General features: G+C 43.3%; 13 protein-coding genes and 1 riboswitch. Of the genes, 12 read left to right on the top strand and 1 reads right to left on the bottom strand.

Translation table 11 applies throughout. The features are described from left to right. From DSBG_RS19790 to lysA, 5 genes are all read left to right on the top strand, one after another. On the top strand, positions 1–408 hold a 408-nt coding region (locus DSBG_RS19790; protein ID WP_141694384.1), incomplete at its 5' end, for a spore germination protein. Between the two features lie 190 nt (positions 409–598). After that, positions 599–1687, top strand: a complete 1089-nt coding sequence (locus tag DSBG_RS19785; protein ID WP_068966464.1) for an acyl-CoA dehydratase activase-related protein — start codon at positions 599–601, stop codon at positions 1685–1687. After that, positions 1629–2780 (top strand): acyl-CoA dehydratase activase-related protein, encoded by a 1152-nt coding sequence (locus DSBG_RS19780; protein WP_068966461.1) that lies wholly within the window; start codon positions 1629–1631, stop codon positions 2778–2780. The genes DSBG_RS19785 and DSBG_RS19780 overlap by 59 nt, the downstream gene beginning before the upstream one ends. Further along, positions 2767–3792, top strand: a complete 1026-nt coding sequence (locus DSBG_RS19775; RefSeq protein WP_141694385.1) for an acyl-CoA dehydratase activase — start codon at positions 2767–2769, stop codon at positions 3790–3792. The genes DSBG_RS19780 and DSBG_RS19775 overlap by 14 nt, the downstream gene beginning before the upstream one ends. A gap of 293 nt (positions 3793–4085) precedes the next feature. Beyond that, positions 4086–4274, top strand: a riboswitch (Lysine riboswitch). A 114-nt stretch (positions 4275–4388) separates the two neighbouring features. After that, positions 4389–5723 carry a diaminopimelate decarboxylase gene (gene lysA / locus DSBG_RS19770; protein ID WP_068966459.1) on the top strand — a complete coding sequence of 445 codons (1335 nt, stop codon included), beginning with the start codon at positions 4389–4391 and terminating at the stop codon, positions 5721–5723. 604 nt (positions 5724–6327) lie between these two features. Here lysA and DSBG_RS19765 read toward each other — a convergent pair. Continuing rightward, positions 6328–6633 carry a hypothetical protein gene (locus DSBG_RS19765; RefSeq protein WP_068966457.1) on the bottom strand — a complete coding sequence of 102 codons (306 nt, stop codon included), beginning with the start codon at positions 6631–6633 and terminating at the stop codon, positions 6328–6330. A 201-nt stretch (positions 6634–6834) separates the two neighbouring features. Between DSBG_RS19765 and DSBG_RS19760 the strand changes: the two genes are divergently transcribed. The 7 genes from DSBG_RS19760 to DSBG_RS19730 form a co-directional block, all read left to right on the top strand. Then, on the top strand, positions 6835–7986 hold the full coding sequence (locus DSBG_RS19760; protein WP_083236989.1) for an LCP family protein: 1152 nt from the start codon (positions 6835–6837) through the stop codon (positions 7984–7986). A 333-nt stretch (positions 7987–8319) separates the two neighbouring features. Continuing rightward, positions 8320–9285 (top strand): magnesium transporter CorA family protein, encoded by a 966-nt coding sequence (locus DSBG_RS19755; RefSeq protein ID WP_068966454.1) that lies wholly within the window; start codon positions 8320–8322, stop codon positions 9283–9285. An 83-nt stretch (positions 9286–9368) separates the two neighbouring features. Then, positions 9369–9710: a hypothetical protein gene (locus DSBG_RS19750; RefSeq protein ID WP_068966453.1), complete on the top strand. Its 342-nt coding sequence runs from the start codon at positions 9369–9371 to the stop codon at positions 9708–9710. Between the two features lie 241 nt (positions 9711–9951). After that, a complete protein-coding gene (locus DSBG_RS19745; protein ID WP_068966451.1) occupies positions 9952–10407 on the top strand; it encodes a PspC domain-containing protein in 456 nt (151 codons plus the stop codon). Continuing rightward, positions 10404–11366 (top strand): toast rack family protein, encoded by a 963-nt coding sequence (locus DSBG_RS19740; protein WP_068966449.1) that lies wholly within the window; start codon positions 10404–10406, stop codon positions 11364–11366. Before DSBG_RS19745 ends, DSBG_RS19740 begins: the two co-directional genes overlap by 4 nt. Before the next feature lie 289 nt (positions 11367–11655). After that, the gene (locus DSBG_RS19735) at positions 11656–14205 is read left to right on the top strand and encodes a CBS domain-containing protein (RefSeq protein ID WP_068966447.1); all 2550 of its coding nucleotides are present in this window, start codon (positions 11656–11658) and stop codon (positions 14203–14205) included. Positions 14206–14267: 62 nt separating this feature from the next. Continuing rightward, the coding region (locus DSBG_RS19730; RefSeq protein ID WP_068966469.1) for a site-2 protease family protein at positions 14268–14702 on the top strand (435 nt) is incomplete at its 3' end.

Below are 14702 nucleotides of genomic sequence, written 5' to 3'. Positions count from 1 at the left end.
ACCCCGGGTCCCTTGGGAACGGCTTTAGGTTTGATTGCCGCCTTTATGCTTGGGGATATCGCGGTTAAAGTTGGGCTATTTACTCCTGAGGTGGTTATGTATGTCGCTATTGCTGCTGTGGGAACCTTTGCGACTCCCAGTTATGAGCTGGGTTTGGCCAATCGACTGGCGCGGTTATTTCTGATAATTATGACGGGCCTATTTAATTTCATAGGCTTTTGGATTGGGGCGGCTCTCTTGTTCTTTCTCTTATGGCGGACAAAGTCGTTTGGCGTGCCTTATCTCTGGCCTCTCCTGCCCTTAAACATTAAAGCCCTGGGGACAATTATGATGCGTTCGCCGGTTCCCATTAAGAACCAGCGCCCAAGCGTCTTAAAACCGCAAGATCAAGACCGTCAGCCAAAATAGAGGCGTGAAGTTCGATGCATGAGGTTCGAGTGTTTGTGGGCTTATGGGCCTTGACGGCTTCGTAAGGGGCGATCTTCATCCTCCGCGATTTTTCTTGAAGCGGTAAAGGTTGAATCTAACTCCGCCTTGAAAAAATAACTTTTAAAAGTTGGTTTAGAAATTGAATGATACAGGGAAGGATGCCAGTATAGTGAAAATAGGGTTTCCGCGTGCACTTTTTTATTTTGATTATTACCCTTTCTGGGCTGGTTTTTTTCATCGCCTGAATATTGAGGTAGTGACCTCCCCAGCCACACATCGCCAAATCATGGAACAAGGTTTAAAGAAAGCAAGTGACGAAACGTGTCTACCGCTGAAGTTGCTTGCGGGTCATATCCAGGCGTTAAGTGATGTCGATGCCGTTTTCTTGCCTCGTATGGTTAGTGTTGAGCCAGATACATACACCTGTCCCAAATTCCTGGGCATTCCCGAGAGCCTATTGTCTGCAGTTCCCTCAGGAATCCCTGTCCTTACTGTAGTTTTAAATTGGCGGAAAGGTAAACGCCAGGTCCTAAAAGACCTTCAGGTATTCGGCCGTCAACTTGGCAAGAACAAGGCGGAGATTCGTGAGGCCTTTACCCTTGGTCAAGAATGGCAAAAGCGTTTTCAAGATTCAATGGGGGCAGGGTGGGATTTTGAGGAGAGCATTCGGGAGATTGAGCGTGCCCAAAAGGACTTAAAGGATTCTACAAGTCCGCCTGAATGTGGGCGGGGGCAGGGCGCCAGGACTTCAACATCTGCGGTCTCATTAAAAGAGCAGAACCCTGATCGTCTGAGAATTGCTTTAGTTGGACATTCTTACCTAACGCAAGAATCTTATGCGAACTTGAACCTGCTTGGTCGCCTCCGTGAGAAAACGGAAGTACAATTGGTGCAACACGTTAGTCAAGAAGACGTAGAAAGTCATTTGCTGGGGCTAAGAAAAAAGTTGTTTTGGAATCACGCTAAACAAATCTTTGGTTCAGGAAATAAGTTTGTCAGAGATCACGAAATCGACGGGATCATCTATCTATCCTGTTTTGGATGTGGGACAGACTCCATGGTTCAAGAACTTCTAGCTTGGAAAGCTAGGGAACAACATAAACCTTATATGGTGGTTACTCTAGACGAACACAGCGGTGAGGCCGGCCTCGTCACTCGGCTTGAAGCCTTTCTGGATATGGTCGAAAGGAGGAGGGTCCATGAAGGTTACGTTTCCACATATGGGGAACGCCTGGATCGTGATTCAAACACTCTTTGAATCACTCAATGTTGAGGTGGTGGTCCCGCCAACTAACAGTAAACGAACCTTAAATCTGGGTACAAGGTTATCACCTGAATCCGCCTGTTTGCCTTTGAAATTAAATCTTGGTAATTATATCGAAGCGGCTGACGAAGGGGCAGATACGATTGTGATCACAGGCGGGATTGGTCCTTGTCGATTTGGTTATTATGGAGAAATGGAACGGCAGATCCTGCAGAGTGCAGGGTATAATTACGATGTAGTTACTCTTGAGCCGCCCAATGGAAGCTTACTTGGACTGGCTAAACGGATCCGTTATTTAGCTGGAACGAACAACTCATGGGCCCAGATCATAAAGGCTTTGAGATTTGCCTATCTCAAAAGTGTCGCTTTGGATCAAGTCGAAGATTTGATCCATGCTGCTCGACCAAGACTCCCTAATTCAATGGAAACAGAAAAAATTTATGAAGATGCTAAAAAACTCCTGGCGCAAACGATGACGGTTAAAGGAGTTCAGGAGACCGTTCGTTGGGTAAAAGAAAGTATTCATGAAAGCCAAGAGAAGGTAGATACTCCTTCTGAAGGGTTTAACAAACCACTCCGGATAGGAATTATTGGTGAGATCTACACGATTCTTGATCCCTATACTTCATTGGGTCTAGAAGAAGAACTTGGACGTTTGGGAGTGGAAGTAGATCGTTCTATCTATCTTTCAGGGTGGGTAGGCAATCATGTATTTCAAGGTCTGGCCCCAGGATACCGATCCATTAAATCCTATCCAGGCCATGCCAAACCATTTTTACCTCATTTTGTAGGAGGACATGGTCAGGAAACAGTTGGAGCTGCCGTGAAATTTGCACGGGAGGGCTTTGATGGGATTATTCAGATTTTCCCTCTATCTTGCATGCCTGAGATTGTGGCAGCCAGTGTTTTACCGAGAGTTCAAGAGGCGTATAAGGTGCCGATTATGACTCTTATCGTTGATGAACATACCGGGCAAGCAGGGATGCAAACCCGTTTGGAAGCATTTGTGGATCTATTGGAAAGACCACGCCTGCAAAGAGGAATTGGACAAACAAGAGGGGAAGTGTTTGGTGTTGGGGGAAGATAAATACTTTCTGGGCGTCGACGTTGGGTCAGTCAGTACAAATATAGTTTTGCTACGGTCGGATAATACGGTGGAAGAGGCCCTGTACTTAAGAACACAAGGGCGTCCCATGCAAACAATTCAAGAAGGAATTAAACTATTAAGAACTAAAATGAGGGATTCGGCCGAAATTGTTGGGGTCGGAACCACAGGAAGCGCACGTCAGCTTGCTGCCACCTTATTAGGAGCGGACGTTGTAAAAAATGAGATTACAGCTCATGCTGTGGCTGCTTCGCGGGTTAACCCCCAGGTGCAAACTATCCTGGAAATCGGAGGTCAAGACTCAAAAATCATCATTATTAGAGATGGAGTCGTTTCTGATTTTGCCATGAATACGGTTTGTGCAGCTGGAACAGGGTCGTTTTTGGATCAGCAGGCAGCGCGGTTGAGTATTCCTATCGAGGAGTTCGGTTCGTTAGCTCTTCAAGCAAAGCATCCTGTACAGATTGCTGGGCGCTGCTCTGTTTTTGCAGAATCGGATATGATCCACAAACAGCAGCTCGGGCACCCACTTCCTGATATTTTAGCAGGGCTATGTCAGGCGATGGTGCGAAACTATCTAAATAACGTAGGCAAAAATAAAGACATTCGGGGACCGATTTTTTTCCAAGGGGGTGTGGCCGCAAACCCTGGTATATGTAAAGCCTTTGAAAATGAGTTGGGCCAATCAATAATTGTACCTGAACATTATGGTGTGATGGGCGCCTTAGGGGCAGCGTACTTAGCGCAAGAAAAAGTGGGGAGACGACCAGAAACAAGGACTGGATTTCGTGGTTTACACTTGGGCGAGACCCAATTCCAAGCTAAAAGTTTTGAATGTTCAGGGTGTGCGAATCGCTGCGAAGTTGTAGAAATCATGCAAGATGGGATAAGTCTAGCCAGGTGGGGAGATCGCTGTGGAAAGTGGTCGACCACAGTAGGTGCTGGAACTGATGCGGGTCTACCAGAAGGTGAGGAAGAGAAACAGAGGGCTTAAACAAACAGATCTTTATAGGTAAATCGAGAGTCCAAAGTTCTTTCAGTCTTCTGCAAGGGGATGTGTGAAAACTCAGTCTCCAAAATTTTAAGTGGTTACAACAATCAATAAGCGTCCTCATTTCACTATAAAAGTGGAGTGAGGACGCTTGTGTTTTGATGATATAGAAGCAAAAGTGGGGATGTGAAAAATATAGTAACAAGTTTTAGCACAGCCCCTGAGTAAATATATTTTGACCTTTACTGAGAAGTCTGATATACTTAAATTAATTTAATAATGCCTCATCTCTTTAGAGGTGTGGTAGAGGCGCGAATGACAAAAGTACCATGGAGGAAGCTGCGTAAACTGATGAGACCGTGGAAAAGGGGATTTCGCCGAAGTCCAAAAATTGCGTAGTTTTTGGAGCTGGGTCTGTGGTTAAGAACTGCAGGACTGTCACGTGATGTTTTAGACACTACATCGCGTGGAGAACTACTCCCAACAGGAGAAGAGGGTCATTGTTCTGTGCGCATGTACGGTAACGGAGGATTTCCTTCTGTTACCGTTTTTATTTTTTGTATAAAAACTAACTTATAGACAAAAAGGGAGGAAGAGGAATGAGGCTGCACGGTACTCAACTAGTAAATGAGCAAGGACATTTAGAGATTGGTGGATGTGACACAGTAGAATTAGTTAAACAATTTGGAACGCCACTATACATCATGGATGAAGCCCATATTCGGGACATTTGCCGACAGTACCACAGTTCCTTTATCGAAGGTCTGACAAATGCGGAGGTTATTTACGCTTCTAAAGCGTTTTCTACGCTGGCTATGTACAGGATTCTTGATGAAGAGGATTTAGGCATAGACGTTGTATCTGGGGGAGAACTCTATACAGCCCTTCAGGCGAATTTTCCTGCTGCGCGAATTTATTTCCATGGCAATAATAAATCCCGTGAAGAGTTATCTATGGCAATTAAAGCTGGTGTTGGGCGAATTGTTGTAGACAATTTTTATGAAATGAGCATGTTAAATGATCTCGCTCAAGCAATAAATCAAAGGGTAGATGTTCTCCTCAGGGTGACACCTGGGATTGAAGCACATACGCATGAGTACATTCAAACGGGTCAGATTGATTCGAAATTTGGTTTCACATTAACTGATGGCACCGCAGATCGGGCCTTTGATTTAGCTTTATCCTATTCGCACCTCGTTGTCAAAGGGATTCACGCTCATATCGGATCACAAATCTTTGAATTAGATTCCTTTCGGCATGAAGTTCAGATCATGATCGATTATATGGCAGATATCCATGAGCGCACGGGTTACCTCCTGCACGAGTTGAATCTCGGTGGAGGATTTGGAATTTATTACGCGTCTGGAGATGAACCTGCTCAGATTTCAGATTATGCTAAAACTGTGCAGGATGCTTTAGAGGATGCCTGTCAGAATCAGAAGTTTCCACGCCCGAAAATTATTATTGAGCCCGGTCGTTCAATTGTTGGAACAGCAGGAACCACGCTGTATACAGTTGGTTCTATTAAAGAAATCCCGGGTGTGCGAAAATATGTTGCTGTCGATGGAGGGATGGCAGACAATCCACGGACAGCACTTTATCAAGCGCGCTACGAGGCAGTGCTGGCTAATCGCGCTAAAGAAGATGCGGCGGAGGTTGTTTCCATTACTGGAAAGTGTTGTGAGTCTGGAGATATGTTGATTTGGGATATTGATTTGCCTAAAGTCAAATCTGGAGATTTGCTGGCGGTATCTTGTACAGGTGCTTATAACTATTCTATGTCATCGAATTATAATCGACTGACACGGCCCGGGGTGGTCCTTGTGGAGGGCGGTCATGCCGATGTGATCGTAAAACGTGAAACTCATGCAGACTTGTTGCGGAATGATATTCTGCCTGCTCGGTTAAAATATTTGCAAATGGCAAGTCGGTAAAATGTCTAAAAGGGTCCGTGAGCGTTGTTTGACGTTCATAGACCCTTTTTTGTTTCTTTACACTAGCGATAAGTTACATTCGGACCGCGGACCTTGATATTGCCGTTTTTTGAGGGCGAACGATCATAAGATCAAGTGCAACCAATATAAGAGTTGCAATTAGAATGAGGGCTAACCCGTTAGAGGCAACTATCGGCGCATAAGTGGCGTTAGGAAGAGAATAGACGTAAGGCAGTGGCGAAGGAATTGTGGGCCCGGGTAAAGTTGAATAATAAGGATAAGATTGGGGATGGAATTGAGGACGAATAGGCATTGGGGCTCCAACCGTGTATTGAGATTGGCTATTATAGGGTGAAGGACGGTTGACATATAAACCATTTGCTGATGAAGCGGTGGTTGGACGAGTAGTATAATAAGTGGGAGTGGAAAGCGTAGTATTTTGATGGAAAAGTAGAGGACTTCGTAATACTGGGGTATATACACGGGGCCCATGGTTCAATGTCAGTCTCCCCTTTCTTAAAAATCACCCACCTTAACAAGTAAAGATTGCTAAATTCATATCGAAGATAATGCTTTGCTATTTGAATACAGCTCGAACTTGTAGTTATTGGGGATCGGAAGAAGAGAAAGGATATTCCTTGGCATTGAACCTGTGTTTACGAAAGAGCCCAACAAATTCAGTTTCTGGTGCCCAAGCTTCATTTTCGTGAAGAGTCTCGGGAGGCTCGGAATGGGACAATTTTTGGGTACGGAAGAATCTACTCATAAGATTGACTGATGTCGGTGCGGGTTGAAAATTTTTTGGAGTATCCTCTTGATAATCGTTGGAAAGGGTTATACTTTGTTCTGGGTTAATGTCGATTTCTTCAGTTGTATTATTTCTAGAAAGTATTTTTTTCAGAAAATCCATATAAGTTCCTCCTTTATACTGGTAGTATATGTAAAATATACCTGTGGTGCTACCAGTGGATTAAAAACAAGGGGAATTATGGAAACCGTTGATTAGATTAATTAAAGTTCCTATACTTGTAGGCGTTTTTACTAAATATTTCATTTTAAAATTCGAATATTTCATTCAAAATTGTTTGATGCTATAGAAAAGAAGTTTTGAATGGAGTGGACTCGGATGCAGGGAAATAAATATGACGGCAGGACGATTTCCCGGATCTTTAAGGCTAATAAGAAAATTATGCAGTTCGCTTTTCTACTGTGTGTCGGCTTAGTTCTGGGTGCTATTCTTGCGAGTCCTGTTACAGGAGATAAAAAACCCATGCTTCTTGCAAATGAGCAGGGGGAGGGAGAATCGAGTAAAATTACAGAGGAGGCTCATGTAGAAACAAGCGGCAAAAATAATCCAATAGCAGATGATGTTAATGACTCTTCACCCACCCCCGAGGCCACGCCACCTACACCTACCCCTACGCCAATACTTCCCCCCGCACCTAACTCAGCCTTTGAGAAAAATCGTTTTACGGTGCTTTTAATCGGAGTGGATCGTCGACCAGATGAAACATCGCTTAGCAACACGGATTCCCTATTGGTAGCCAGTGTAAATACTGGAAACGGTAAAATAGCGCTTATTTCGATTCCTCGAGATACTCAAGTGATTATTCCCGGTTATGGAAAAAACAAAATTAATGCAGCCGCGCGGGTCGGCAAAGGACTTACTACAACTATAGCTTTAGTCGAAGGTTTGATTGACCAGCCTATTGACGGCTACGTTCTTACGAATTTTACAGGGTTTAAATCGATTATTGATACCCTGGGAGGAATAACTGTCAACGTCGAAAAAGATATGCATTATGTAACGGGGGATCTGTCTGATGGCGTGATTAACCTTTCAAAGGGAACACAACGTTTAAATGGAACACAGGCCTTGCAATATGCAAGGTTTCGTCATGATGCCTTAGCTGACATATCGCGGACAGTACGGCAACAGACAGTCCTGAAAGCCATGGGAAAGGAATTCATGAAAGTCAAAACTATTACTAAATTGCCATGGCTTATCCCTCAACTACAAAAATCTGTAGAAACTAATCTTTCGTTAGCTCAACTATGGTCGCTGGCGAATATCTTTCTACGGTTTGAAAAGCCTGAGATCTCATCTCAAACCCTACCAGGCAATTTTCTCATTGAAAATGATATCAGTTACTGGAAGGTTAACCCTCGGAGGTCTCGTGATGTGACCAAACGTCTTTTGGAAGAGGGAAAGACAAGTTCAGTGTTCTTTAACACCGATGTTAATTCAACGATAGCGAAGTAGGAGAACTCAAAAACTACCCCTTCGAGCGGGGAGATTCCCTCAGAAAGGCTATCAAAAGAATAACCATAATCACTGCAGATTTGACGTTCTGCGGCTTTATGAATTTTCTCGAGATCAATATGAGTTCATCGAGATCAAAAATAGCAGCTCGAATCATTTGTAGCGATTCCCCTTTCGACACGATAGCTATTAACATTGAAATTTTTAGTAGTATTTAGGGTAAAGTGTAACGTTGATTAGACCAAAACACGAGGAATCGTGCTCCTGATATGTTATAGTATATAGATTGAAAAATTTACAATAAATATCCCAAACGAAGGGAAACATTGTTTAATGGAAGAATACCTTATTGGTCTAAACGGTTTAGAAACTATCAGGGGACAAGAGACGCAATCTAGAGGAGTGGAGGCAGGTTTCAAGTTCTTTGTGCTGGGACTTGAAAAATGGAATGAGATTCCCCTCTTATTGCCGGATCATATCCAACTGGCGGAATGGATTGAACGCTTGCGCGCGCGTGAAGTCGGTGAATCAAAAGGGAAATCTAAAGAAGCCTCTTTAATTTTTCGTCCGCATATTGATCAATTGAGCCCTAATATTCATTATGTTTGTTTTCGAGATATTGATGAACAAAGGAAAGAGCGTCCGATTCGTTTCATTCTCACTTCGGAGGTCTTTATTTTGCTGGGATGGAATGGGTTTTCGCCAGAACGTCTGGATGAATGGGCCCAACGCGGTATTCTGACGAATCCCTTGGAGTTGGCCTGCGCTTTAGGCTTAAGATTATTACGTCACCATCAAAAAAGCCTAGAAGTTATCGAAGACCAAATGGACCTAATAGAAGAGGAAATTCTGATTGCTCCTCGTTCTTGGCAACTTAACCGGATTATCACCTTGCACCGTCGTGTACTGGGGTTAAAACGATCCTTGAAGGCTAATCAAGGTGTGTTTGCTCAGCTAAAAAACATTACAAAATTGAAGTATGGAGATCTCCATGAAGAATTAATGCTTGAAATGAAGCGCGCTATCGAAGATATTTACCAAACGCATGAAATGATTGAGAGTTTGAGAGAGGCGTATCAAGCGGCGACTGACAACCATGCCAATGATATTATGAAGCTGCTGACGCTTTTAGCTACCATTCTGTTGCCGATTAATCTGTTGACTAGTTTCTTTGGGATGAATTTTGAAGTTATGCCGTTAATTCATACTACTTATGGCATTGTCATTTTTTACACCTTATCAGCTCTCATTGTAATAGTAGTCATGGCTTATTTTATAAAGAAAAAGTGGTTGAAATAACGGGTGATTTTTGCTTGCCATTTAAATTATATAGTTATATACTATATAAGATTGTTAGAAGGCAGATTTTTGGAGGGTGGACATTGGATAAGCTACTTGAGAAGTTAAAAGAATACTTACACATGGAAACTGAAATTCCTTTCGAGGAGTTTTCGGAGTATTACCGCAATCTAATTGCAGAACTTAACCAAACGTTCAGTGACCTGGATAAAGAAAACCGCATAAAAGCTCTTTACATTTGTTCGATTGTACAGTCCAATGCAGATGCTAGAGCAAAAGAGAGTAAAGTTAATGCTAAAACGTTTAAAAAAATAAGTGCAAAATGTGCTTTCTGGTCCGATGCAATCAAGTTTAATTTAGGTAAAGACGGGATGTCTGCCGAAGAGATTGAACATGCAACGGAAGAAATTAACGACAGTATCTAGTAAAAGAGATTCTCCTTAAAAATAGGACATCAAGCCTTTTCAGGTTTGGTGTTTTTTATTTTCTAGTTCAAGTTTCTGGATATAAGTCTTAATTCTAAGATCGATCTAACGGTCACTACTGAGGACAGCTAAATAGGTGGGTTGTATAAAATTTTTTTATAGTTACCTGAAACATTTAACCCGACTTAACCGTAATAGGAATGTAGACAAAAACTAAGCAATAGTTATAGGAGGAACGAACATGACAGAAAGATTATACCGTTCGACAGGCGAGAAGATGCTCGGAGGGGTTTGTGGAGGACTTGCCGACTATTTCAGTGTCGATGTCACTCTGGTGCGACTAATTGTGCTAGTAGCTACGTTTGCCGGGGGTGTGGGCTTCTTAGCATATTTGGCTGCTTGGGTGATTATTCCAGTTAATCCTGTTAACCAGCATGGGCGTACAGAGCAGCATAATCGTGTGACTGGGGATGCTGTGAGGGAAATAGAGCCCGATATAGTTTTAGAAACAAAGGGTTTGGACAGACATGAAAATCATGAGAAACGTACGAAATTTGCTGGCGGAATTTTAGTCACTTTAGGGGTTTTCTTTCTATTAGAACGTGTGCTCCCGTACTGGTTTGATATGAGCAAAATGTGGCCTCTATTTCTTATCATAATAGGCCTTGCTATTATTTGGCGGGGGGAAAGAAAATGAGACGAGCTTTTGATTCGATTAGCCGAGGGCTACTGCTGATCACAATTGGAGTTATCTTCTTCCTGCTTAATTACGGTATCTTATCCTGGAGTTTTTGGTTTCATGTTGTTGAGTTATGGCCGTTAGTCCTTATCTTAGCGGGAATTGGGTTGTTGTTTAGTCGAAAGATTCCTTTCAGCGCTGTTTTGCTCGTGTTTATTCTGAGCATAGCCGGATACTCCCTTGCCGTAGGAGATAAGCCTATACCTTGGCAAGTGAATATACCTTTTATGAGTGGTACGACAGTTACTAAGTCCTTGAACGTACCATTGCCGGCTGAAGTGAAAAAAGCTCAAGTCAACCTTAAGTTGGGGGGATCGCAGGTTCAAGTGCAGGCCTTAGATCCCGGGAACAGTGAACATGTACTCATGAATGGGAATTATCAAGGGAAGAGCGAGAGTTCCACCCCAGAGCCTAACGGGTCGGAATTAAGTAGCCAACAATTAGGAGACACCTTAGCTGTCACACTTTCTACTGCTTCATTTGGAGGAAACACCAATAAGAGCAATCGGAGCGGTTTAGCGCTTAACTTATCGACCAAGGCACACAACGACTTAGATATTACGGCTGGGGCGATCAATGGAACGATTGATTTAAGACGACTTCCGGTGGAGGATCTTAAAATCAGTACTGGGGCAAGTAATTTCGAACTTCAATTTGGGGATACCGAGATTGCCACTCAAGGAAAAATTGACAGTGGTGCTTCAAAACTGACGTTAGTTGTTCCTGAAAATGTCGGGCTGAGAATTGGCTTAAATGGAGTGGCGACTAATACTAATTTCATGGGTTCAGGTTTATTGTTAGAGGATAAAAACTGGGTCAGTCCGAACTACACTGAAGCGAAGACGAAAATCGATTTAGAGATTTCTACGGCTGCCGGAACAATTCAATTAGATCGTCCCAAGATTAATATGCAATAAGACAAAAAAGTCAAATCAATAGGAAATGTCGTGCAACAAGCTGAGCTATCCCTTTGAAGTTGCTGTAAATAGGTTTTAGATGTTATAATTTAAAAAATAAATCCTTTAGGCATATGAAAGAAAATAACAAGTCAAAGATACCTTGGATTTTTTGCGTCAGACGGAGGTATGTTTACCTCATAGCAGGGCTATTAGGTGAACATGCCGACGTAGTATGACACGAAATAGACTGGCATACTGACTGTTATTTTCTTGAATGTGCCTTAATAAGGAATTTGAGGATGTAGGTATGGATATAATTTTGGCTCATCGCCAAATCGATTTTGACGCATTAGCGTCGATGGTGGCCGCCCAAAAACTTTATCCGAACAGCGTGTTGGTGATGGATGGTAAACCGAATCTTTATGTTCAAGATTTTTTGGCGCTATATAAGGATCAACTAAGGTTTCGCAAAGCTCAGGATATTAACGTCCAAGATGTTTCAAGAGTTATCTTAGTTGACACCCATGAACTGCATCGAGCCGGAACTCTGGGCGAAAAGGTCGCTCGAATTCCTCAGGTTGAGGTCGAGATTTATGATCACCATCCCTATGCTGGCAAGGCCGAACTGGGAATGGTTATTGAACCGGTTGGAGCGTGTGCAACTCTCCTCGTTGAAAAGTTAGTAGGGTTTGGGTTACCCTTAAGTAGTTTTGAAGCGACGTTGATTGCCATCGGAATTTATGACGATACGGGGAGTTTATTGTTTGATAGTACCACAGTCCGTGATGTTCGAGCTGTGGCTTATTTGTTAGAACAAGGTGCGAATTTAGGGGTTATTGCTGAATATTTACGACGGCCGCTGGCTGAGGAACAAAAAGAGTTATTACAACAATTGCTTGTCCAAGGACAAACGGAATTTTTTGATGGGTTACCAGTGTATCTCTCGTATGCTGAGACTAAGGATTATGTTGGTGGTCTCGCTTTATTGGCTCACAGAGTTGGGGAATTCGAAGGTGCTGATACGCTATTTTTGTTGGTCAAGATGGAGAACCGGGTATATCTCGTAGGTCGTTCGAAAGGACGAGGGTTAGCGGTCAATGGGTTGGTACAGTTATTTGGTGGGGCAGGTCATCCGAGAGCGGCTTCTGCCACCATCAAGGACGCCGAACTGCCTGTTGTCCTGAAACAACTGCGGTCAGCTATTCAGGGCCGTGCTAAACGACCTCACCTGGCTCGGGATATGATGAGTTTTCCGGTTAAGACCGTCTCGCCCGATACGAAGTTAGGCGAGGTCGAACAAATTCTATTGCGTTATGGGCACACAGGAGTGCCTGTCACTGTGGATGAGCGTTTAGTGGGAATTATTTCTCGGCGAGATGTCGATAAGGCGATTAAACACGGTCTGCAACACGCGCCAGTGAAGGGTTTTATGACCACAAGGGTGACTACGGTGGATGTAGAGGCACCTTTGGATGAAGTTCAGCGTCTGATGGTCTTGCACGATATTGGGCGCCTTCCTGTGATTGAAGAGGGTAATCTTGTTGGCATTGTCTCACGGTCCGATGTTTTGCGTCTCGTTCATGGCAGCGCAGTTCCTATTGAAACGCAACTTGCTCGAGAACGCAGTGTCGCAATGCGTCAAGATATTTTGGATTTGATGGAACGCTTACCGAAAGAGGTACAGAATCTCTTTGAAGCGGTACGAGATACCGCGGAGGAAGAAGAGTGTGCCGTTTATATAGTAGGGGGATTTGTTAGAGATTTACTCCTGAGTTTCCCCACTCAGGATTTAGACTTTGTAATTGAAGGAAACGGTGGTCAATTTGCCCGGGCCTTGATGCAGCGTATTCCCAATGGAAAGATCACCCAACACGAAAAGTTTGGAACAGCCCAGATTGTTTTCCCTGATGGGAGCCATCTAGACATAGCTAGTACGCGGTGGGAATATTATTCTTTTCCTGGAGCCCTTCCTCAGGTCGAGGAATCTTGTCTGCGGGAGGACTTGTTTCGGCGTGATTTTACGATTAATTCCATGGCAATTTGCTTGAACACCGAGCGTTTTGGAGAACTTGTGGATTATTATGGTGGTAAACGGGATTTACAGCAAGGTTTAATTCGTTTTCTACATAATATTAGCTTCATTGATGATCCTACTCGTATGTTAAGGGCAATACGTTTTGCTGAACGTTATCATTTTAATTTGGCCAAAGAGACCTTTGAAGCCTTATATACGGCGATAGACACAGGCGTCCTTTCGACACTCAGCAATGAACGTTTTACAGAAGAAATCCTGCTCATTTTTAACGAAAAAAATTATCTCGATATGGGTCAGACTTTAATCAGGAGCGGTTTGTTCAAAGCGTGGTTTGGGAAGGATTATGATTGGAACTTTGACATAGAAGATATTCAAAACAGCGCCAATTGGCCTTTACACGTGCGTTGGTTAATTGCTGTTTCTAAAATGGACTCGGCAAGTATTATGAATGTGCTTGACCATGTATGCTTTAGTCGATCGCTCAGAGATGTAACCATGACCTTTGTACATCTGCGTGAGTCCTTAGCGGAGCCATTGACTTTAAATGAGTTGGATCAACTGCTTAACAAAATCCCAAAGGAAGTCTTGATGGTTTTAGCTCGAGATGAACGTTTTAAGCAAATGATTACCGAATATCTGGAGGCCTGTCAAAAGATTAATATGTCCATAGATGGAAAAACTTTGATTCAGATGGGTTTTAAACAGGGGCCAGTAATCGGAGAAATCCTTGATCAAGTGCGCCAGGCTTGGCTTCAAGGCCGGATTCACACTTTGGAAGAAGAGCAGGCAATAGTAAGTCAGTGGGTTAGTTCCCGCCGTTAGAAGGAGGAAAGCCTTTGTTTGGTTTTAATTTACCGACCATTATCGCCAATATTCCTGCCTTGATGATTGGATTTGCCTTTCATGAGTTTGCGCATGCTTGGGTGGCAGATCGTTTGGGAGACCCAACCCCGCGCAGTCAAGGGCGCTTAACCTTAAACCCTCTTGTGCATTTAGATCTCTTCGGAACGCTGATGGCCCTCTTATATCAATTTGGATGGGCTAAGCCTGTAATGACCAACCCGCGCTATTATAAAGGAAATATGAGGCGTGGGCATATGCAAGTTGCTTTGGCTGGTCCAATCATGAATTTAATTACCGCGTTTGTAGCGTTTGTCTTATGGTATTTGACGATGCATTGGATCCACGGTTCTGCATGGAGTGGTATAATCAGACTAATTTTCCAATCAATTGTGCTGATGAATCTGGGTTTAGGGGTCTTTAATCTTTTGCCGATTCCTCCGCTTGACGGGTTTGCCGTTCTTAGAGGGATATTACCA

The organism is Desulfosporosinus cupriresistens, assembly GCF_001707885.1.
Lineage (GTDB): Bacteria > Bacillota > Desulfitobacteriia > Desulfitobacteriales > Desulfitobacteriaceae > Desulfosporosinus.
The sequence above is the reverse complement of the archived record's forward strand: the minus strand, read 5'-3'. Positions and strand labels throughout refer to the sequence as shown.

What these genes read in the sequence shown, in the direction of transcription:
- DSBG_RS19780 (WP_068966461.1), top strand. Translation starts at nt 1,629, where the DNA reads ATGAAGGTTACGTTTCCACATATGGGGAACGCCTGGATCGTGATTCAA.
- lysA (WP_068966459.1), top strand. Translation starts at nt 4,389, where the DNA reads ATGAGGCTGCACGGTACTCAACTAGTAAATGAGCAAGGACATTTAGAG.
- DSBG_RS19765 (WP_068966457.1), bottom strand. Translation starts at nt 6,633, where the DNA reads ATGGATTTTCTGAAAAAAATACTTTCTAGAAATAATACAACTGAAGAA.
- DSBG_RS19760 (WP_083236989.1), top strand. Translation starts at nt 6,835, where the DNA reads ATGGAGTGGACTCGGATGCAGGGAAATAAATATGACGGCAGGACGATT.
- DSBG_RS19755 (WP_068966454.1), top strand. Translation starts at nt 8,320, where the DNA reads ATGGAAGAATACCTTATTGGTCTAAACGGTTTAGAAACTATCAGGGGA.
- DSBG_RS19745 (WP_068966451.1), top strand. Translation starts at nt 9,952, where the DNA reads ATGACAGAAAGATTATACCGTTCGACAGGCGAGAAGATGCTCGGAGGG.
- DSBG_RS19740 (WP_068966449.1), top strand. Translation starts at nt 10,404, where the DNA reads ATGAGACGAGCTTTTGATTCGATTAGCCGAGGGCTACTGCTGATCACA.
- DSBG_RS19735 (WP_068966447.1), top strand. Translation starts at nt 11,656, where the DNA reads ATGGATATAATTTTGGCTCATCGCCAAATCGATTTTGACGCATTAGCG.